Origin of the sequence: Aeromonas sp. Y318-1 (assembly GCF_027706125.1) — a bacterium.
Classification (GTDB): Bacteria; Pseudomonadota; Gammaproteobacteria; order Enterobacterales; family Aeromonadaceae; genus Aeromonas; species Aeromonas hydrophila.
This window is the reverse complement of sequence record NZ_JAPDCM010000019.1, coordinates 25,838-44,793: the sequence shown is the minus strand read 5'-3', so window position 1 is coordinate 44,793 and position 18,956 is coordinate 25,838. Positions and strand designations below refer to the sequence as shown.

The window sequence follows — 18,956 nt, the reverse complement described above, 5'->3', positions numbered from 1 at the left end:
TTATTTTAAAAATAGTTTATTATCTATCCAGAATAGGAGGCAGTAAATTCCCTTTATCGCCGCCATCTATCACTCCCCCAACCTCTCCGCCAATCCGGAATACCGCTCGGTCTTTTTCCTGACCGCCTGAGCCAGCAGGGCGCGATCGCCGTAGAGATCGAGCCGCGCCTTGGCGCGGGTGATGCCGGTATAGACCAGCTCGCGGGTGAGCAGCGGGCTGGGGCTGTCGGGCAACACCAGCACGGTATGGGCAAACTCCGAACCCTGGGATTTGTGGATGGTCATGGCATAGACGGTCTCGTGGGGTGGCAAGCGGCTTGGCAACAGCGCCCGCAGGGTGCCATCCGGCTGCTCAAACCATACCTTGAGCCGCCCGCTTTCATCGGGCAGGCAGAGCCCCATATCGCCGTTGTAGAGGCCAACGCCGTGATCGTTGCGCACCACCATCACCGGGCGACCGGCATACCAGTCGCCATCGCGGGCAATCAGGCCAGCCCGTGACAGGGCCAGTTCGAGCCGCTCGTTAAGCCCCTCGACGCCAAACGGGCCGTCACGCAGGGCGCAGAGGATCTGGAAGCTGTTGAATGCCTTGAACACGGCGGCGGGCGCCTCCCCCGCACGGGCCGCCTTCAAATAGGCGCCGTAACCGGCTACCCCCTGGGCAATCAGGGCGTCGTAGGCCTCCCCGGCCCAGGGGTGCAGGCTGATATCGGCGAATCCTGCGCCCCAGACTGATTCCACCGCCGTGGCATCGCCGCCGTTGCAGGCGCGCGCCAGCTGGCCGATGCCCGAGTGCTGATCAAAGCGCCAGCTCTTGGCCAGCAAACAGAGGCTGTCGCGCACCGGCGCCCCCGCGGGCGTGCCCTGCAAGCGGTAGCCGGTCTGGCGGGAGAGCCAATCCGCCTGCGCCGGGCTGATGCCCTGTTCGATAAAGCTGCAGATATCGCCGAGCACGGCCCCCGCCTCCACCGAGGCGAGCTGATCCTTGTCGCCGAGCAGGATCAGGCGGGCGTGGCTCGGCAGCGCATCGAGCAGGCGCGCCATCATCGGCAGGTCGACCATGGATGCCTCATCCACCACCAGCAAGTCGAGGTGCAGCGGGTTGCCCGCATGGTGGCGGAACTGGCTGCGCCCCGGAATGACCCCGAGCAGCCGGTGCAGGGTGCCCGCCTCGGTGGGGATGGCTTCCACCCATTCGGGGGGCAGATCCAGGGCCTGCAGGGCAGAGCCGATACTCTCGGTGAGGCGCGCCGCCGCCTTGCCGGTGGGGGCCACCAGCCGGATCGCCGGGGCCTTGCCTGCCTGCAGACCGGTCTCCACCAGAATGGCGAGCAGTTTGGCAACCGTGGTGGTCTTGCCGGTGCCGGGGCCACCTGAAATCACCGCAAAGGGGCGTGCCGCCGCGGTGGCCGCCGCCAGCTTCTGGCCATTGCAGCAGAGCGCCTCGGGCACCAGCGCATCCAGCTTGCTCAAGTCGCTCGCCGCCTGGGCGCTGGCCAGCAGCGCCTCGATGGTGGGCCAATCCACCTCGTTCGGGAACACCAGATCCAGGTACTTCAGGGTAAAGTGGCGGGCCGAGAAGTCGGGGGCTAGGCGGGCCTTGAGCAGCGCCGCGAACACCAGGCCGTAGTCGCGGGCAAACAGCCGCGACAGGGCCGGAGCGATCTCCGGCCATTCGGCTCTTTCACTCAAGGCGCGCAGGTGGCGGGCCACCCCCAGCTCAAAGTCGTGGTAGCGGGTGAGGTAGAGGCGCCCGCGCCAGAGCCGCAGCGGCCAGCGTGGGGCGAGCCCGTCATCCTGCTCGGTGCCAACCAGCGGACTCTCTGCAAACAGGGCGGGCCAGCGGGCAGGATCCGCCAGATCGGCCAGCAGATCCCGGCTCTGATCCGGATCCAGCCCGAACGGGCGCAAGGATCCCTTTTCGTTACCGGAATGTGCCAGCATTTCCAGCGGCAGACAGACATGGCCGCGCCCCAGCTCGAAGCAGGCGAGCGCCGCCCCCAGCACCAGTTCGGGGCTGCCGCCCAGATCGGCCACCAGTTTGGCAAATTGCAGATCCAGCTGGCGGATGCGGCCCGCCAGCGCCAAAGCCTTGAGCCGTTCAATCATCATGGTGCCGTTCATGCTTCTACCCCGTTATCCGATACCCCGGCGAGGGCGGGCGCCGCCCCCTCGCCAAACAGCCGATCCAGCCCCAGCACCAGCTCACGGCTGGGGCGGGTATGGAAAATCCCCCCCTGCGGCATACCGCGCAAGAACAGATAGAAGACCCCGCCAAAGTGCTGCTCGAAGTCGTAACCCGGCAGGCGCAAAGTGAGCAGCCGGTGCAGCGCCAGCGAGTAGAGCTGGTATTGCAGGTCGTAGCGGTGCTCGGCCATCGCCTGCTCCAGCGCCGGACGGCTGTAATCGGCCGGGCTCATGCCGAGGTGGTTGGATTTGTAGTCGAGCAGATACCAGCGTCCCTGCCACTCGAACACCAGGTCGATAAAACCCTTGAGCATCCCCTGCACGGTGGCAAAGCTGAGCGGCTTGTTGCCCCGTGACAGCGGGTCATGCTGCTGGCAGAGCGCGGTCAGCGCCGGCGCTGTCACCCGCCCCATGGGCAGGAAGAACTCCAGCTCCACCTGCTTGCGCTCGGGGGCCAGATCCCGCAGCCGCACCGGCTCGCCAAAGCCAGTCTCAAGGGGGGTATCGAGCACCGCCTCCACCTGCTGTTGCAGCACTTGGGCCCAGCTTTCGTCGAAGCCATCCTGCGCCAGCAAGGTGGCGATGTGCTCCGCCAGCGGCTCGCCGCCGGCGCTCTGAAAGTCGATGGTCTCGAACAGGCTGTGCAGCAGGGTGCCGGGGCGCGCCCCTTTCGGGAAGGTGAAGATGGAGGGCGGGGGCGCCTCTTCCTGTTGTGCTGTAGACAGGTCGGCAGCCTCGGTGACCACCTCGTCATCGAAGCCGGGATTGGCCAGCACCCCCTTGCTGTGGCCGTGGCCCTGCGCCGCCAGCCCGGAGTAGGAGCTGATCCACCAGTCCCGCTCAAGGGTGCCGGTAAAGTGGCGCACCTGCGGCTCGCCCAGTTGCTCCTCCTCCGCCGCCATGGGGGCCGGGCGGGTGAGCGAGGGCTCACCGACGGCCACCCCGGGCAGCACCTGTGCCAGCTCGGTGAGGGCACTCGCCAGGGTCTGCGCATCCCCCTCTTCGCCCTTTTGCAGCAGGTAGCCGATGGCGGTCTGGTGCAGGTCGGTCTTCTCCGACTTGCCATTGCCGGAGCGCACCGGCGCCAGTCCCAGCCAGGTGGCGTAGACGCCACGGGTCAGCGCCACATAGAGCAGCCGCAAGTCTTCGGCAAGGCGCTCCCGATCGGCCTCGGCCAGGGACGCCTCGGCGCCGGTCAGATCGAGCACGGTGCGATTGCCCGCCCCGTCCGCTTCGTGGAACAGCGGGGTATCGGCAGCGCGGTGGCTGCAGATAAAGGGCAGGAACACCAGCGGGTACTCCAGTCCCTTGGATTTGTGGATGGTGACGATCTGCACCAGCTTGCGCTCGGATTCGAGCCGCAGTACCTGCTCCGCATCCTGGCCGTCGGGGCGGCTCGCCGCCTCCCCCAGCCAGCGCAGCAGGGCATATTCGCCGTCCAGCTCGCAGCTCACCTGTTGCAGCAGCTCGCCGAGGTGGAGGAAGTTGGTCAGCCGCCGCTCGCCGTTCGGGCTCGCCAGCAGGGAGGAGGCGAGATTGCGCCGGTGCAGCAGAGCGCGCAGCATGGCCAGCACGCCGCGCTTGTGCCAGATCTTGCGGTACTCCATAAACTCCTGCACCGCGCTCTCCCACGCCCGCTCGTCACTGGCGAGCTCGTCGAGCGCCTTGGCATCCAGATCGAACAGCCCGGTGGCGAGCGCCGCCCTAAGGCTGCGCTCCTCCCCCGGGTTCTGGCAGGCGTGCAGAATGAGCAGGATCTCCCGCGCCTCCACCTGCGCCAGCACGCTCTCGCGATTCGACAGGTAGACGGAGGCGATGGCGAGCCGTGCCAGCTCCTGCTGCACCAGCTTGCCCTCGGCGCCGGTGCGCACCAGCACGGCGATGTCCCCCGCTTTCACCGGCTGGTCACCAATCTGCGCCTTGCCATCACGGGCCTGGGTCAGCAGGCGGTGGATCTCCACCGCCGTGGCGCGGGCCATCCGGCTCTGGTAATCCCCCTTGTTGAAGGTGGGCTGGCCGCTCAGCTGCCAGCAGTGGAGCACGGGAGCGGCTTCGCCATCCAGCTGCAGCGCCTTGCTCTTGCCCTGCGCCTCCACCGGCAGGAAGGGGATATCCGCCTCGTAGATAAAGGGATCCTTGGCCCGCTCGAACAGACCGTTGACCGCCGCCACCAGCGCGCTGCTGGAGCGCCAGTTGCGCCCGAGGGTGTAGTGGGCGCTCACATTTCGCCGCGCCTGAATGTAGGTAAAGATGTCGGCGCCGCGAAAGCCGTAGATGGCCTGCTTGGGGTCACCGATCATCAGCAGTGCCGTGTCGGTGTGGCCACCGTAAAGACGGTGGAAGATGCGGTACTGCTGGGGGTCGGTATCCTGAAATTCATCGATCATCGCCACCCGGTAGGTGGCGCGAATGCGCTCGCACAGCCGCTCGCCAAGGCCGGAGCCGAGCGCCCCGTCGAGGTCTTTGAGCAGATCGTCGAACGAGAGCTGATGGGCTTGCCGCTTGCTGGCCTGCATCCGGCTGCGCACCACCACCGCCGCCCGTTGCAGAATGAGATCCCGAATGCCGGGGCGACTCGCCAGCAGCGCATCGATCTGGCTAAAGAGCGGCAGGGTCGGCACCGCGCCCCCCTTCTTGAGGTTCTCCTCCAGCACCGTCTGGCCGAAGCGCTCCAGCTCCTTGGGAATGGCGTAGCCGCTGGCCTCGTCCTGTGCCCAGTCGGCTATCTTGGCGAGCCACCCTTCGTAGTTCTTGCCGGTGTAGCGGCTTACTTGCCCATCGGTCTGACGGCGGATCTCGTCCCCTTGCGCCAGCCATTCGCGCTTCACCGCCTCAATGCGGGCCATGGCCGCCTGATGGCGGGCGGCGAGGGTCTCGTCCCCCGCCGGCGGGCGCATCTCCAGCTCGCTGTTGTCGAGCCAGCTGCCCATCTCCCGCAGCAGGGCGGCGGGGCTCGGCCAGAGCGCACGCACCGCACTGGCGAGGGGCTTGTCCACCGGATAGAACTCGGATCGCCAGTAGTCACTCACCGCCTGCAGCCGAAGTTGGCTGTCGTCGGTGAGAAATTCGGTTTCAAAGAGGGCGCCCGATTCGAAGGCGTTCTGTTTCAGCATCCGCTGGCAGAAGCCGTGGATGGTGAAGACCGCCGCCTCGTCCATCTGCCGCTCGGCGGCCAGCAGGCGGCGGGCCGCCAGTTCGTGATCCTCCACTTCGGCCAGCAGCTGGCTCAGCAGGGCGTCCTTGCTCTCACCACGCATAAAGGCGAGCCGAGCCTCGTGGATGCGTGCGCGGATCCGGCCGCGCAGCTCGGCGGTAGCCGCCTCGGTAAAGGTCACCACCAGGATCTCGGTCACCGAGAGCGGCCGCTCGTGGGCGCTGGGTTGACCGGCGTCTTCCCCCTCTTCGATGAGCGGGCCGTGGCCCAGCAGCAGACGCAGGTAGAGACCGGCGATGGTGTAGGTCTTGCCGGTACCGGCAGAGGCCTCGATCAGCCGCTCGCCATAGAGGGGAAAACGCAGGGTATTGAGCGGGTTGGCCATTATTGCAACTCCTCCAGGCTCTTGAGCAGCGGGGTCAGGTGTTCACGGGCCATCGCCTGCAGCTGGGCCAGCACGGCCTCGTCCAGTTCCGGGAAACAGCGGGCGACATAGGCGTCTTCCCCCTCCCCCTTGGCCATGTAGCCGCCGTTGAAGCGGGTGAGGGCCGCCTTGTCGGCCGCCTCCGGTTTCTCTGGATCCTTCTCGATCGCCTTGAGCCAGTCCCAGGCGGTGCTCGGGAAGAAGGGCAGCGGCCGCTTCATCCCCTGCATCCAGAGCGCCACCAGCGCCGCCAGCTTGGGCCGCGCCTCGTCAGCCGGGAGCCTGGCCAGCCGCAGACTCTGCTTGGCGTCGAACAGCAGGGTGTCGCCGGGGGCATCGCTCAAGGAGAGGCAGAGGTGCTGGATCCAGCCCAGCAGCAGATCCTTGCCGTTGAAGCTGCCGGGCTTGACCACCAGCAGGCGCCCCTTCTGGGTGTCGATCCACCCTTGCAGCTGCCCCTGGGCCAACGCGATATCGACCTCCACCGCCTGTTTCTCCGCCTCATTGGCTGCCACCCAGGGCCGCAGCCGATCCGCCAGCTTGCCCATCTCGGCATCCAGATCCTCCAGCAGCAGGCTGCCGAACCACCCTTGCGGCAGCAGGCCGGTGAGCTGCAGCCGCTCGCGCCGCACGGCGCTGTCCCCCTGTGCCAGGTGAGCATCGAGCAGCAGATCTTTCAGCTGGTAATGTTGCAGGCCATCCAGCTCGAATGGCTCGCTCTCCTCGATGTTGGCTTCGTTGAGTTCAAACCACACCTTGAGACGGCGGTTGAGGAAGTAGCGGGCGGGCTGGCGATAGAAGCGCAGCAGCTCAGCCAGCTCCAGCCCCTGCTCCTTGCCCCATTCGGGGGGGAGCGGCAGCTCGCCACTCTGGAAGTTGGCTGCGCCGCGCTGCGGATGGAGGGCCGGCAGCCAGTCGGCGGCATAGGTAAAGAGGCCGGAACCCGCCGCCGGATAGAAGTAGGCGTGGCTGTAGGGAGTGAGTGGATGCTGGGTGATCAGGTGCGCCAGCAGCCGCTTGCCGGAGGTCTCGTCATCGAGCTTCTCATCCCCAGCCAGCACGAAACCCTGCCGCACATAGTCGATGAGTTCGGCCAGCAGCACCGAGGGCACCTTGTCGCTGTTGTCCTGGGCGCTGAAACCCTGATAGCTGATGTAGAGCCCCTGCTGGGCGCTGAGCAGCGCCTCGAGGAAGAGGTAGCGGTCATCATCACGACGGGAGCGATCCCCGCGCCGCGCCGCCACCGCCATCAGGTCAAACCCCATGGGCGGCAAGGTGCGCGGGTAGACGCCGTCGTTCATGCCGAGCAGGCAGACCTGCTTGAAGGGGATGGAGCGCATCGGCATCAGGGTGCAGAAGTTGACCTGACCGGCGAGGAAGCGCTGGCTGGAGCGGGACTCCCCCAGCACGCTGCCGAGGTAATCCTGCAACAGGTCGGCACTGATGGGCTGCTCGAAGCGGGCCTCACCAAGCTGGGCGAGCCAGTCGGCCAGCTGGCTGCGAATAAGCTGCAGCTGGCGCTCTTCATCCTCGTCGGCCAGATAGAAGCGCTCCAGCAGTGCGTTGAGGCAGGCGACCCACTCCCCCAGCGGCTGCGCCTGTTGCAGGCGGGGCAAAAATTCGGCCAGCGAGTCGACGAACCAGGCGAGCTTGCCGAGCGCCAACCCCTGCTGACCTTCGATATCGGCATAGGGCAGAATGCCGGCCACCGGCTCGCCGTCACCCATGGCAAAACCGAGCAGCATGCGGCGCAGGCCAAACAGCCAGCTGTTGCCAGAGAGGCGCGGCAGATCGAAGCGCTCGGGGTAGCCGTCATCCAGCCCCCAGCGGATGCCGGTCTCCTGCACCCAGACTCGCAGCTGATTGAACTCCTCGTCATCCAGCTCGAAGCGGCGCAGCACGGCGGGCACCTCGAGAATGGCGAGCAGCTCCCCTGCTCCGAAGCGGGCGTTGGGCAGCCTGAGCAGGGCGAGGAAGCTCTGCAACAGCGGGCTCTCCTGGCTGGCCGCCCGATCCGACACCGCAAACGGGATCTGACCGCGCGCGCCGAACACCGCCTGAATGTAGGGGCCGTAGCTGTTCACGTCCGGCATCATCACCACCACGTCTTTAGGGGTGAGGGATTTGTCCTGCTCGAACAGTGCCAGCAGCCGGTCGTGCAGCACCTCGAGCTCGCGCATCGGGCCGTGGCAGGCGTGGATCTGCAGGGATCCATCCGCCGGATCAAGCGGGCTCTTGTGGTGGCTGGCGTCGAGATCGAATGACCCTGCACCTCTGTTACGCAGGTCCAGCACATCTCCCTGGATACAACGCAGTAAGCTGTTTTCTGTGAGATCAGAAAAGACATCGACCTCAAAACAAGGCAGATCTATTAATTGGTGAACATAGTCACGACCTAGCTTGCCCATCGATGCAAGAAGTGGGTTGATGCTGGTGTCATCGTAAGTTTCTGGTGTGATCCCCGGCTTGAGGCGATTCTCGAGCTTTGCCATCGTCTTTCTGTCACGAATATCACCCCAGTAATGGCGACAGGGGTTAGAGAGAAAAAGGTGCACATCTACGCGTTCACTTAGGGCCAGCAGCGCCTCCACATAGCGCGGCGGCAGTGCCGAGATGCCGAACACAAACACCCGCTGCGGCAGCTTGCCCGGCAGCGTGGCGGTACGCGCCAGCTCGTGGATAAACTCCTCGTAGAGGTTGGCGCGGTGGTAGCCGCTCGGAGAGAGCGCCAGGGTGCGAGCCACCAGCTCGCGCCACAGCTCGGGCTGCCAATCCTGACCGCTCACCCCGGCCAGCTCCTGGCTCAACCCCTCCCCCTGTTCCCAGCGAGCGATCCAGTCCGGCCGGTAGACCAGATACTGGTCGAACAGATCCGCTACCTTCTGACAGAGCTGCCACAGCCGCACCTGCTCTGGATCCTTGGCAGGATCCGCATCCTCCCCGCCCAGATAGGCGGCCAGTGGCGCAAAGGCCGGGCGATCGAGCAGGGCGGGCAGAATGGTCATCAGTTGCCAGCTCATGGCGCCCTTGTTGTAGGGGCTCTGGCGCGGCACGTCCGCCAGCACCTGGGTGAACATCTCCCAGATAAAGCTGGCGGGCAGCGGAAAGTCGATGTTGGCGGCAATGCCGAAGGCCTTGGCCAGCTCCAGCTTGAGCCACTGGGCCATGCCCGGACTCTGCACCAGAATTTGCTCCCGATCGAAAGGGTGAGAGAGAGGGGCCTGCCGGATGCGGCTCACCAGCAGCTCTTTGAGCAGATCCAGCTGATTGGAGTGGTAGAGGGTAAACATGGGCAATTCCCGCCAGAGCAAAAGAAGGGTCAGCGCGGGAAAACCTCAAGGATCCCCGTCACTTCACAGGTATCGGGATTGTCGAGGATCGGGGGGGAAGATGCAAAAGGCGCTTGTTGTCGCCGATCACGTCACCGTCATCTAGCGCAGGCAAATGTGACGGGCATAAAAAAGCCGGTGCGATTGCACCGGCCAAAAGGCGTTGGAAAACTCGAACCTGCGGGGGTATTACCAGTTCTTGCCAAAGCGGGCATCCAGGCTGAAGGCCCCTGCACCGGCCGCCGCCAGGGCCAGGAAACCACCGGCCACGGAGACGTTCTTCATGAACATCAGCATCTGCATCTGGTCGGCAGGCTGATAGTGGAAAATAAAGGCGGCCATCAGGGTGAAACCGGCCATCAGCACGGAGAGGCTGCGGGTAAACAGGCCCAGCATGATGGCGAGGCCACCACCCAGCTCCAGCAGGATCACCAGCGGCAGGATGAAACCGGGCACGCCCATGGCTTCCATATACCCCTGGGTACCGGCGTAACCGCCGATCTTGCCCCAGCCTGCAATCACAAACATCAGAGCCAGCAGAACGCGACCCACCAGCAGTGCCAAATCTTTCATCTTGTCCATTTCAATATCCTCGTTTTGCGTCACATCACCGCTGACTGCTTCAGGGTAGGTCAAATAACAGGGCTTGGCTGGCACTCGCGGCCACCAGATCCCATTTGGGCTCATCACGACTGAGAACCCCGTCGCCGGGTCGGGCAGCCAGACCGTTGGCGGCAAGCTCCCCTGAAATCATCTGCAGGTAGCCGTGTCGGCCGGCCAGCTCCCAGGTGAGGCTCTCACCCGGTTCAAGCTGCAACCGCCAGACGCGGGCCTGCTGGCGGATCCTGAAGGATCCTGCTTCGCCGTCCGGCGACGCCACCAGCGTCATGCCCGGATTGGCTTCAATCTTCTTCTGCTGATAGCCGGGTGTCGTGCCGTGTTCGTTCGGCTCGATCCAGATTTGCAGCAGGGAGAGCGGCTCGGTCTGCGAGGGGTTGTACTCGCTGTGCCGGATGCCGGACCCCGCGCTCATCAGCTGGAAATCCCCCGCCGGGATCTGCTCGGCATGGCCGAGGCTGTCCTTGTGCTCTATGGTGCCTTGCAGCACGCAGGTCAGGATTTCCATGTTGGCGTGAGGGTGGGTCGCGAAACCGCCACCCGGCGCCACCAGATCCTGATTGATGACCCGCAGCACTGAATGCCCCATCCAGTCCGGGTCGTAGTAGTGCCCGAAGGAAAAGCTGTGGCGCGCATCCAGCCAGCCGAAGTTGGCCTTGCCGCGCGCTTCTGCGGCTCTCAATTTCATCATGGTGTGCTCCTCACGTACCGATACGGTTGATTAACGCTGCTTGCCGCTACCGATGCCGAACGGAATACGGTAGTCGCTGCTCTGCTCACCCAGGCTCACGGTCAGGTTGCCCTGGGTGCGGCTCGGGATCTGCACCTGCTGGCTGCCCATCAGGTTGGCATGGACGGAGGCAACCAGGTCGCCAGACTCGTCACGCACTTCCAGCATGGGGTTGCCCTTGCCTTCCACCGCGGCGGTGGCGTGCCAGTTCACAAACAGCACGCCCGGGGCGGCGTTGAGGTCAGCCGGGACGGAAGCCTGAGCAAAACCTGCGGTCATCAGGCCTGCAACGGCCAGCATCTTGATTACGTTTTTCATGTTCATTCACTCTCTTGGTTTTATGTCATTGCCAAGGCCGCTGTGGCCAGAATCAATGCATCCATGCAAGAGGTCATTCAAATAGTGTGTTGTTCTTTCACCGAAGTCAGACTCCCTGATTGATGGAGTCACAGTCTGGAACTACCCGTTTATTTGGCTGCTTGGCGTTCCTGCCTAAGCGTTGATTGAATATTAAAGACACTTGGCCTAACTTGTTAGCGAGATAAACTGGCAAACATGTTCAAAAAAATTGAAGGCAATTTATGGCCAAGGAACTGAACAAGGAACGGGCGCTGACCCTGGAAGCCATCCGGGTGCTGGATGCCATCGACCGCCGTGGCAGCTTCGCGGCGGCGGCCGACGAACTGGGCAAGGTGCCCTCGGCGCTGAGCTACACGGTGCAGAAGCTGGAAGACGAGCTGGACGCCATGCTGTTCGACCGCAGCGGCCACAGAACCAAGTTCACCCCGGCGGGCCGCATGCTGCTGGAGCGGGGCCGGGTACTGCTGGAAGCGGCAGAGCACCTGGTGGGCGAGACCCGGGCGCTGGCCCGCGGCTGGGAGACCGACATCACCATCGCAGTCGATGCCCTGGTGCCGCTGCAGGCGCTCTATCCGCTGGTGGAGCGGCTGGCCGAGCTGACCGATACCCGGCTGAGGTTTCGCGCCGAAGTGCTGGCGGGCAGCTGGGAGTGTCTGGAGGATGGCCGGGCCGACCTGCTCATCTCCTCCCTCAATCCCGACATCATGATGACCGGCATCAAGCACCAGCCGCTGCAGGAGGAGGTAATGCTCTACGTCGCCCACCCGGATCATCCCCTGCATCAGGAGCCCGAGCCCCTGGCGGACGATACCCTGCGTCGCTATCGGGCCATCGCGGTGGCCGACACGGCGCTGCGTAAGCCGGTGCTCACCTATCGTCTGCTCGACAAGCAGCCGCGGCTGACCGTCAGCACCATGGGCGAGAAGCGCGACGCCCTGCTGGCGGGGATCGGAGTCGGCACCATGCCGCTGAGCTGGATTGAAGAGGATATCAGGGCCGGACGGCTCAAGGTGATCAGCCCCGAGTATCGCCACCAGATCCAGGTCGTGCTGGCCTGGCGGCGCGACACCATGGGCAAGGCCAAGAGCTGGCTTATTCGGGAGATCCCCAAGCTGTTTCCCTGCAAGGGGGAATAAAGCGGGCGGCAACAATAAGAGGGGGCAAGCAGCGACAGCGAGCTGCCGGTGCCCCGCCGCTTGACGGCGGGCGCAAATTCGGAGAAAAGAAAAAAGCGGCCCTCTTGCGAGTTCCGCTCAATGCCAGGAAAGAATAAAAACCTTGCGGTTTAAAAAACCCTTAAATTGGAAGCAAACAATCGATTTCTCAACCAGGAAGGTCTTGAATCCGATTCGTGTTGAATTATGCGCGATGTTTTATGCGCCACCAGCAAAATGTTGAATGGTTGAAGGATATGCACCGCAGAGTATCACTATCTGCAACCTTCCACTCAGACTGGTCTGGCCATTTCCATCGATTACGCCGGGTTTGTTTCCTCTGGTTTTTTTAAGTGTCAGTATCTGAGCCCATAACGACAAAAGAACTCAGTTTCTGACACAACATAAAGATGCAGATAAAGGAATAGTTGCATGACCTACAGCCAGACCCTGGCCAACAATATTCTCGACACCCTGAAGAAGACCCTGACCGACAAGGGGATCCGCTATCAGACCCTGGCAGAAGCCATGGGCGTCTCTATCGCCACCGTCAAACGGATGATGAACAAGCCCTCCCTGCCGTTCGATACCCTGCTGGAGATCTGCCACCTGGTGGGGCTGTCGTTCGAGGAGCTGCTGGACCGCACCCAGGACGCCCAGAGCCGCCGGGCCGTCTTCACCCAGGAGCAGGACGAGGCATTCCACAAGGAGCCCGGCCTCTACGCCTTTCTCGCCAACATCTTCTGGCGCGACAAGACGTTAATCGATCTCAAGCGAGAGTACGGCCTGACCGATGCCTCCTGCTACCTCTATCTGCGCAAGCTGGAGAAGCTCGGCATCCTGCAGCTCGGCATCGACAACAGTTACCACTTCCTCATCAGCGAGCGGATCAGCTTCGAGCAGCACAGCCGTTTCGCCCGCCAGCAGGCGCGCCAGGCCATGTCCGTGCTGGGAGACTATCTGGTGGAGAACATGCACAAGTCCAACAACTACATGGCGCTGTGTCAGCTCCATCTGGACGAGAGCGAGGCGATGGCGCTGATCGAGCGGATGAAGGAGTACTGGCACCAGGAGCTCAAGCTCAACCGCCCCGCCATCGGCCAGCGGGAGGGCAGCAAGACCTACACCATGTCGCTACAGCTGGCCGACTGCGGCTACCAGAGCTTCGACGACCTGATCCCCAATATCGACAACTGATCCCGGCGGATCCCGCGGGATCCGCCCCCCCTCTCCTCTTCGCACAGGCATGGCCCGCCAGGACACGCCGGATCACCCCTGATCCACGAGCCGGGTTTGCTGCTGCTTGCCTGCGAGGGGCTGCAATGCTCGCGTATCCAGACAGATGCGGATGGCATCCGGTCGCCAGTGCTCTGGATATCCCCTAGTCGGCGAGCCGGGTTTGCTGCAGCTTGCCTGTGAGTGGCTGCAATGCTCGCGTATCCAGACAGATACGGATTGCATCCGGCCGCCAGTGCTCGATGTCGCAATCCACCAGCGCCCCCCGCTGGTCGTAGTTGACCCGTACCAGCCGCAGCACGGCGCTCCCCTCCGCCAGATTGAGGGCGCGGGCGATGGCGCCACGCGCCGCCGAGGGGGTGATCTCGAGGCTGGCCCCACCCTGGCCTATGCCATAGCGCTGCTGATAGAGCTCGGTGAGGGAGCTGGCCAGCGGCGCGCTGGCGATATCGGGAAAGCGGCTAGCCAGCAGGTGGTGGCTGACGTGCAGCACAGGGCGACCGTCGATGAGGCGCAGGCGGCGGATTTCATACAGCGGCGTAAAAGGATCCAGTCCCATCCAGCGGCACAGCTCGCTGCTGGCGAGCTCGCTGCCGTGGGCCAACACTCGGGTTTCGGCGGTGCGCTGCTGCTCGCCGATCCACTGGTGAAAGTGGGTGTGGATGGCGGGATCGTAGGTGAGGCGAGGCGGCGCCACGAACCAGCCGCGCCGCTCGGCCCGGTAGATAAGGCCATCCGCTTCGAGGCTCGAAAGCGCCTCCTTGATGGTGATGCGAGTGGTGGCGAAGCGCTCGCTCAGGGCCCGTTCGGCGGGCAACTGCTGCCCCGCCCCCAGCTGCCCGCTGCCGATATAGCGGCGCAGGGTCTGGCAAATCTGTTCACACTTGGAGGCGCGGCCATCGGCCGCGACCCGCTTGCTCAATCTCGATTCAATCACGCTCATGTCACTGTCGCTCATCCTGACTGCGGCGGCTGGCTTAGCCCTTGCTGGAGTAGTCCAGCTTCACTTGGGTTTAGAGTTGTAAACGCAGTGGATGACAGCGCCATGACAGAGCGATTGTCATCAAACTGCCATCAAAGCGCCCCGCCACCGTCATATTTCCCCTCTAGCATCCCTCTCGAACCTTAACTGACCTAGTCCAGAGGGATGGGATGATGAAAAGCGTGATCGCAAGTGCACTGGCCCTGGTGGCCATCAGTCAGCCACTGTTTGCCGCCGAAAATATCGCGGATCTCGAGAAGGCCGCCCGCGGTGAAGGCCAGCTCAGCAGCATCGGTATGCCCGACAGCTGGGCCAACTGGAAGGATACCTGGCAGCAGCTCGGTAGCATCTACGGCATCAAGCATCAGGATACCGACATGAGCTCGGCGCAGGAGATCGCCAAGTTTGTCGCCGAGAAGGCCAATGCCACCGCCGACATCGGCGATGTGGGCGGCGCCTTCGGCCCGGTAGCGGTCAAGCAGGGGGTCACCCAGCCCTACAAGCCTTCCACCTGGGCCGACATTCCCAACTGGGCCAAGGATGCGGATGGTCACTGGATGCTGGCCTATACCGGCACCATCGCCTTCCTGATCAACAAGGATCTGGTCAAGGCCGCCCCCACCAGCTGGCAATCCCTGCTAGGTGGCGACTACAAGGTGACCCTGGGTGACGTGGGTGTCGCCTCCCAGGCCAACAACGGCGTGCTGGCGGCGGCCTATGCCACCGGTGGCAGCGAGAAGAACCTCAAACCCGCGCTGGAGCTGTTCGGCCAGCTGGCCAAGCAGGGCCGTCTGTCGCTCAATGACCCGACCATCGCCAACATCGAGAAGGGCGAGGTGGAAGTGGGGGTGCTGTGGGACTTCAACGCCCTCAACTACCGCGACCAGATCGACCCCAAGAAGTTTGAAGTGGTGATCCCGAGCGACGGCTCCGTCATCGCCGGTTACACCACCATCATCAACAAGTGGGCCAAGAACCCCAACGCCGCCAAGCTGGCGCGGGAATACATCCTCTCCGACGCCGGCCAGATCAACCTGGCGCGCGGCTATGCCCGCCCCATTCGCAGCAACGTGACCCTGCCGGACGACGTCAAGGCCAAGCTGCTGCCGGCCGAGCAGTACGCCAACGCCAAGCCGGTACAGGATCACGCCGCCTGGGAGCAGAGCTCCAAGGCCCTGCCGCGCCAGTGGCAGGAAACCGTCATGATCAACATGCAATAAGGAGCGGCCAGTGCAACACAAGGTGATAGTGGTACTTGTGGATGGCCTCTCTGCCGAGGTAGCCCATTGCATGGGCTACCTCGCGGGCATGGTGGAGGCGGGCCAGGGGTTGCAGGCAACCCTGAGCTGCGCCCTCCCCTCCCTCTCCCGGCCCCTCTACGAGTGCATCCTGACCGGCGTCCCACCGGTGGAGAGCGGCATCACCCACAACGGAGTGAGCCGTCTCAGCCGGCAGGAGTCCATCTTCCATCTGGCCCGGGCGGGCGGCAAACGCACCGCGGCGGCGGCCTACCACTGGGTGAGCGAGCTCTACAACCAGAGCCCCTGGCAAGCGGCCCGCGATCGCTTCACCCATGACGAGCGGCTGCCGATCCAGCACGGCTGCTTCTACTGGGATGACGGCTACCCCGACAGCCATCTGCTGATGGACGGCGAGTGGCTGCGCAGCCAGTACGACCCCGATTTCCTGCTGATCCACCCGATGGGGGTGGATGATGCCGGCCACCAGTTTGGCCTCGATTCCCGCCAGTACCGCAATCAGGCGCGCCGGATGGACAGCCTGCTGGCCGACCTGCTGCCCCAGTGGCTGGCGGAGGGGTATCAGGTGGTGATCACCTCGGATCACGGCATGAACAACGACTTGAGCCACGGCGGCACCCTGACCGAAGAGCGCCGGGTACCGCTCTGGCTGTTTGGCGATGCGTTTGTGGCCCAGTGGCCCGCCGGCCCCGCCATGCAGCAGACCCAGCTCTGCGCCCTGATGGCCGACCTGCTGGGGGTGCCCCATGACAAGCCGAGCGGCCCGCCGCTGCTCAAGGCCGGCAACCTGCCGGAGGTGCACTGATGATGCCCGCTACTACCGAGATCCTGGCGGATCACCCCACCATCACCCGACGCCGTACACGCCGCCACTGGCTGCCGGCCCTGGTGCTGCTGCCGTTTGTCCTCTTGATGATCCTGTTCCAGCTCGCCCCCATGGTGTGGGTGCTGATGGGCAGTTTTCAGACCCCCGATGGCTGGGGCATCGCCTACTACCGGGAGATTTTGAGCTCCCCCTTCTACCTGCAATCGTTCGGCAACTCGTTGCGCATCGCCGGTATCGCCAGTCTGGCGGGCCTTGCCATCGGTACGCTCGGGGCGGCCGCGCTGCGCCACAGCGACGAGCGGGTCAAACGGGTGCTGCTGGCCTTCGTCACCATGACCGGCAACTTCAGCGGGGTGCCGCTGGCGTTCGCCTTCATCATCATTCTCGGCATCAATGGCGCGGTCACTCTGCTGCTGAAATCCTGGGGCCTCATCGACGGTTTCAACCTCTACTCGGGCAGCGGCCTCATCCTCATCTACACCTACTTCCAGATCCCGCTCGCCCTGCTGCTGCTCTACCCGGCCTTCGATGCGCTGCAGGATGAGTGGCCGCAGGCCGCCGCGCTGCTCGGCGCAAGCAAGGGGCAGTATGTGTGGCACGTGGCGCTGCCGGTGCTCACACCCGCCCTGCTCGGCACCCTGATCATCCTGTTTGCCAACGCGGTGGGAGCCTATGCCTCCGCCTACGCCCTCACCACCGGCAACTTCAATCTGGTGACCATCCGGGTGGCCAGTCTGGTCTCCGGCGACATCTTCCTCGAGCCCAATATGGCGGCGGCGCTGGCGGTGATCCTGATGGTGCTGCTGGGGGTGGTGACGGCCGCCAACCAGTGGCTGTTGAAAAAGAGCTATGTGAACAAGGGGCAATCCCATGCGTGATCTGCAACCAAGCTGGCCGCGCTGGGTGCTGGGGGCGCTGGTCGCCACTCTGCTGCTGCCGCTGCTGGCTACCTTTCTCTACTCCATCTCCACCCGTTGGGGGGCGACCCTGCTGCCGGATGGCTTCACTCTCGACTGGTATCTCAAGCTGTGGGGCGACCCGCGCTTTCTGGCGGCATTTGGCCGAAGCCTGCTGGTCTGCTTCGCGACCCTGCTGCTGGGGACTCTGGTGCTGGTGCCCACCGTGCTGGTGGTGGCCTACTACTTCCCAAAGCTGGATCCCTGGATGAACCTGTTGATCCTGCTCCCCTTCGCGGTGCCACCGGTGGTCTCCTCGGTCGGGCTGCTGCAGATCTACGCCGACGGCGTTCTGCCCATCATCGGCACGCCGTGGATCCTGATCGGCACCTGGTTCACCGTGGTACTCCCCTTCATGTACCGGGCGCTGGCCAACAGCCTGCAGGGGGTGCCGCTGAAGGATCTGATGGATGCCGCCCATCTGCTGGGGGCGAGCAGCGCCCGCGCCTTCCTGCTGGTGGTGATCCCCTGCCTGCGCAAGGGGCTGCTGGCGGCGCTGTTTCTCTCGCTCTCCTTCCTGCTCGGCGAGTTCGTGTTTGCCAACATGCTGGTGGGCACTCGTTACGAGACCCTGCAGGTCTACCTCTACAACATGCGGGCGACTTCGGGCCACTTCACCAGCGCACTGGTGATGAGCTACTTCCTGCTGACCCTGCTGCTCACCTGGGCGGCCAACAGATTTCATCGGTGAATCAACATGTTCCATCTAGAAGTGAATCAACTGCACAAATCCTACGGTGACACCAAAGTGTTCGAGGGGATAGAGTTCGGCATCCGCAAGGGGGAGCTGGTGACTCTGCTCGGCCCCTCCGGCTGCGGCAAGTCGACCCTGCTGCGGGCGCTGGCCGGGCTCACCCCGGTGGATGGCGGTCAGGTGCGGGTGGCCGGTGAAGACATCACCTGGCAGGAGCCCCAGAAGCGGGGCATCGGCATGGTGTTCCAGAGCTATGCGCTGTTCCCCAACATGACGGTGCGGGACAACGTTGCCTTCGGCCTCAAAATGAAACCCCAGCCAGGGCGGGATCTGGCCGCCAGCGTGCAGGAGGCGCTGGCGCTGGTGGAGCTGACTGGCTTCGAGCGCCGCTATCCGGCCGAACTCTCCGGCGGCCAGCGCCAGCGCGTCGCGCTGGCCCGGGCTCTGGTGGTGCAGCCGCGGATCCTGCTGCTGGACGAGCCACTCTCGGCGCTGGATGCCCGTATCCGCCGCAGCCTGCGCCAGCAGATCCGCGAGATCCAGCAGCGCCTCGAACTCACCACCATCTTCGTGACCCACGATCAGGAGGAGGCGCTCACCATGTCGGACCGGATCTTCCTGATGAACAAGGGATCCATCGTGCAGAGCGGGACGCCGGAGGAGATCTACACCCGCCCCGCCAGCGAGTTTGTGGCAAGCTTTATCGGCAACTACAACCTGCTCGATGGTGAGCAGGCCTGCGCCCTGTTCGGCCCCCGTTTTCAGGGCAAGCTGGCGCTGCGACCGGAGTCCCTCTCCCTGCTGCCGGCCGGCGCCCGCAGCGATGAACCTCACCTGCCTGGGGTCATCAGCGGGCAGCAACTGCTCGGCAACGTGATCCGCTATCAGGTGAGCTGCGCGGCGGGCCTGCTGACGGTGGACTGCCTCAACCGCTGTGCCGGCGATCTGCTGCCGGTGGGCAGCGCCGTGACCCTGGTGGTGGCCCGGGATCAGCTCTGTGAGGTAGCATGACACCGCATTTCATTTCCATTTTTACTGCGAGGAGCG

General features: G+C 64.2%; 14 protein-coding genes and 1 pseudogene. 7 read left to right on the top strand and 8 right to left on the bottom strand.

What is annotated here, in order from left to right; genetic code table 11:
- Nucleotides 1-69 precede the first annotated feature (69 nt).
- The 6 genes from recD to OKB87_RS21315 all read right to left on the bottom strand — a co-directional run bounded on the left by recD (nt 70) and on the right by OKB87_RS21315 (nt 10,766).
- Entirely contained in the window at nt 70-2,124 is a 2,055-nt protein-coding gene (gene recD / locus OKB87_RS21340; protein ID WP_197918323.1) for an exodeoxyribonuclease V subunit alpha, read from the bottom strand.
- The gene (gene recB, locus OKB87_RS21335) at nt 2,121-5,726 is read right to left on the bottom strand and encodes an exodeoxyribonuclease V subunit beta (protein ID WP_270828470.1); all 3,606 of its coding nucleotides are present in this window, start codon (nt 5,724-5,726) and stop codon (nt 2,121-2,123) included. The genes recD and recB overlap by 4 nt, the downstream gene beginning before the upstream one ends.
- Complete coding sequence (gene recC, locus OKB87_RS21330) at nt 5,726-9,055, bottom strand: exodeoxyribonuclease V subunit gamma (RefSeq protein WP_270828469.1); 3,330 nt, start codon at nt 9,053-9,055, stop codon at nt 5,726-5,728. Before recC ends, recB begins: the two co-directional genes overlap by 1 nt.
- 228 nt (nt 9,056-9,283) lie before the next feature.
- Nucleotides 9,284-9,676 (bottom strand): DoxX family protein, encoded by a 393-nt coding sequence (locus tag OKB87_RS21325; protein ID WP_016352231.1) that lies wholly within the window; start codon nt 9,674-9,676, stop codon nt 9,284-9,286.
- 40 nt (nt 9,677-9,716) lie between these two features.
- Nucleotides 9,717-10,403, bottom strand: coding sequence for a pirin family protein (locus tag OKB87_RS21320; RefSeq protein ID WP_042006079.1), 687 nt, complete (start codon nt 10,401-10,403; stop codon nt 9,717-9,719).
- Nucleotides 10,404-10,433: 30 nt separating this feature from the next.
- Entirely contained in the window at nt 10,434-10,766 is a 333-nt protein-coding gene (locus OKB87_RS21315; RefSeq protein WP_011707661.1) for a hypothetical protein, read from the bottom strand.
- Between the two features lie 257 nt (nt 10,767-11,023).
- On the opposite strand from OKB87_RS21315, the gene OKB87_RS21310 reads away from it, so the two are divergent.
- Together OKB87_RS21310 and OKB87_RS21305 are read left to right on the top strand one after the other, a co-directional pair.
- Nucleotides 11,024-11,938, top strand: a complete 915-nt coding sequence (locus OKB87_RS21310) for a LysR family transcriptional regulator (RefSeq protein ID WP_016352233.1) — start codon at nt 11,024-11,026, stop codon at nt 11,936-11,938.
- Between the two features lie 450 nt (nt 11,939-12,388).
- Entirely contained in the window at nt 12,389-13,153 is a 765-nt protein-coding gene (locus OKB87_RS21305; RefSeq protein ID WP_011707663.1) for a helix-turn-helix domain-containing protein, read from the top strand.
- Nucleotides 13,154-13,225: 72 nt separating this feature from the next.
- On the opposite strand, the pseudogene OKB87_RS21300 reads toward OKB87_RS21305, so the two are convergent.
- Nucleotides 13,226-13,327, bottom strand: a pseudogene (locus OKB87_RS21300) (MFS transporter); the annotation flags it as partial.
- A 10-nt stretch (nt 13,328-13,337) separates the two neighbouring features.
- Complete coding sequence (locus OKB87_RS21295) at nt 13,338-14,150, bottom strand: UTRA domain-containing protein (protein ID WP_270828468.1); 813 nt, start codon at nt 14,148-14,150, stop codon at nt 13,338-13,340.
- A gap of 197 nt (nt 14,151-14,347) precedes the next feature.
- Between OKB87_RS21295 and OKB87_RS21290 the strand changes: the two genes are divergently transcribed.
- Genes OKB87_RS21290 through OKB87_RS21270 form a run of 5 tightly spaced genes read left to right on the top strand, consistent with a single transcriptional unit; the run spans nt 14,348 to nt 18,920 of the window.
- The gene (locus OKB87_RS21290) at nt 14,348-15,394 is read left to right on the top strand and encodes an ABC transporter substrate-binding protein (protein WP_270828467.1); all 1,047 of its coding nucleotides are present in this window, start codon (nt 14,348-14,350) and stop codon (nt 15,392-15,394) included.
- 10 nt (nt 15,395-15,404) lie between these two features.
- Nucleotides 15,405-16,238: an alkaline phosphatase family protein gene (locus tag OKB87_RS21285; RefSeq protein ID WP_270828466.1), complete on the top strand. Its 834-nt coding sequence runs from the start codon at nt 15,405-15,407 to the stop codon at nt 16,236-16,238.
- Nucleotides 16,238-17,137, top strand: coding sequence for an ABC transporter permease (locus OKB87_RS21280; RefSeq protein ID WP_270828465.1), 900 nt, complete (start codon nt 16,238-16,240; stop codon nt 17,135-17,137). The genes OKB87_RS21285 and OKB87_RS21280 overlap by 1 nt, the downstream gene beginning before the upstream one ends.
- The gene (locus OKB87_RS21275) at nt 17,130-17,906 is read left to right on the top strand and encodes an ABC transporter permease (protein ID WP_043161345.1); all 777 of its coding nucleotides are present in this window, start codon (nt 17,130-17,132) and stop codon (nt 17,904-17,906) included. The genes OKB87_RS21280 and OKB87_RS21275 overlap by 8 nt, the downstream gene beginning before the upstream one ends.
- Nucleotides 17,907-17,912: 6 nt before the next feature.
- Nucleotides 17,913-18,920 (top strand): ABC transporter ATP-binding protein, encoded by a 1,008-nt coding sequence (locus OKB87_RS21270; RefSeq protein WP_259232415.1) that lies wholly within the window; start codon nt 17,913-17,915, stop codon nt 18,918-18,920.
- Nucleotides 18,921-18,956: the final 36 nt, after the last annotated feature.

Excerpts from the sequence above, each read along its gene's own strand:
- recD (WP_197918323.1), bottom strand. The coding sequence starts at position 2,124 with ATGAACGGCACCATGATGATTGAACGGCTCAAGGCTTTGGCGCTGGCG.
- recB (WP_270828470.1), bottom strand. The coding sequence starts at position 5,726 with ATGGCCAACCCGCTCAATACCCTGCGTTTTCCCCTCTATGGCGAGCGG.
- recC (WP_270828469.1), bottom strand. The coding sequence starts at position 9,055 with ATGTTTACCCTCTACCACTCCAATCAGCTGGATCTGCTCAAAGAGCTG.
- OKB87_RS21325 (WP_016352231.1), bottom strand. The coding sequence starts at position 9,676 with ATGGACAAGATGAAAGATTTGGCACTGCTGGTGGGTCGCGTTCTGCTG.
- OKB87_RS21320 (WP_042006079.1), bottom strand. The coding sequence starts at position 10,403 with ATGATGAAATTGAGAGCCGCAGAAGCGCGCGGCAAGGCCAACTTCGGC.
- OKB87_RS21315 (WP_011707661.1), bottom strand. The coding sequence starts at position 10,766 with ATGAACATGAAAAACGTAATCAAGATGCTGGCCGTTGCAGGCCTGATG.
- OKB87_RS21310 (WP_016352233.1), top strand. The coding sequence starts at position 11,024 with ATGGCCAAGGAACTGAACAAGGAACGGGCGCTGACCCTGGAAGCCATC.
- OKB87_RS21305 (WP_011707663.1), top strand. The coding sequence starts at position 12,389 with ATGACCTACAGCCAGACCCTGGCCAACAATATTCTCGACACCCTGAAG.
- OKB87_RS21295 (WP_270828468.1), bottom strand. The coding sequence starts at position 14,150 with ATGAGCGACAGTGACATGAGCGTGATTGAATCGAGATTGAGCAAGCGG.
- OKB87_RS21290 (WP_270828467.1), top strand. The coding sequence starts at position 14,348 with ATGAAAAGCGTGATCGCAAGTGCACTGGCCCTGGTGGCCATCAGTCAG.
- OKB87_RS21280 (WP_270828465.1), top strand. The coding sequence starts at position 16,238 with ATGATGCCCGCTACTACCGAGATCCTGGCGGATCACCCCACCATCACC.
- OKB87_RS21275 (WP_043161345.1), top strand. The coding sequence starts at position 17,130 with ATGCGTGATCTGCAACCAAGCTGGCCGCGCTGGGTGCTGGGGGCGCTG.
- OKB87_RS21270 (WP_259232415.1), top strand. The coding sequence starts at position 17,913 with ATGTTCCATCTAGAAGTGAATCAACTGCACAAATCCTACGGTGACACC.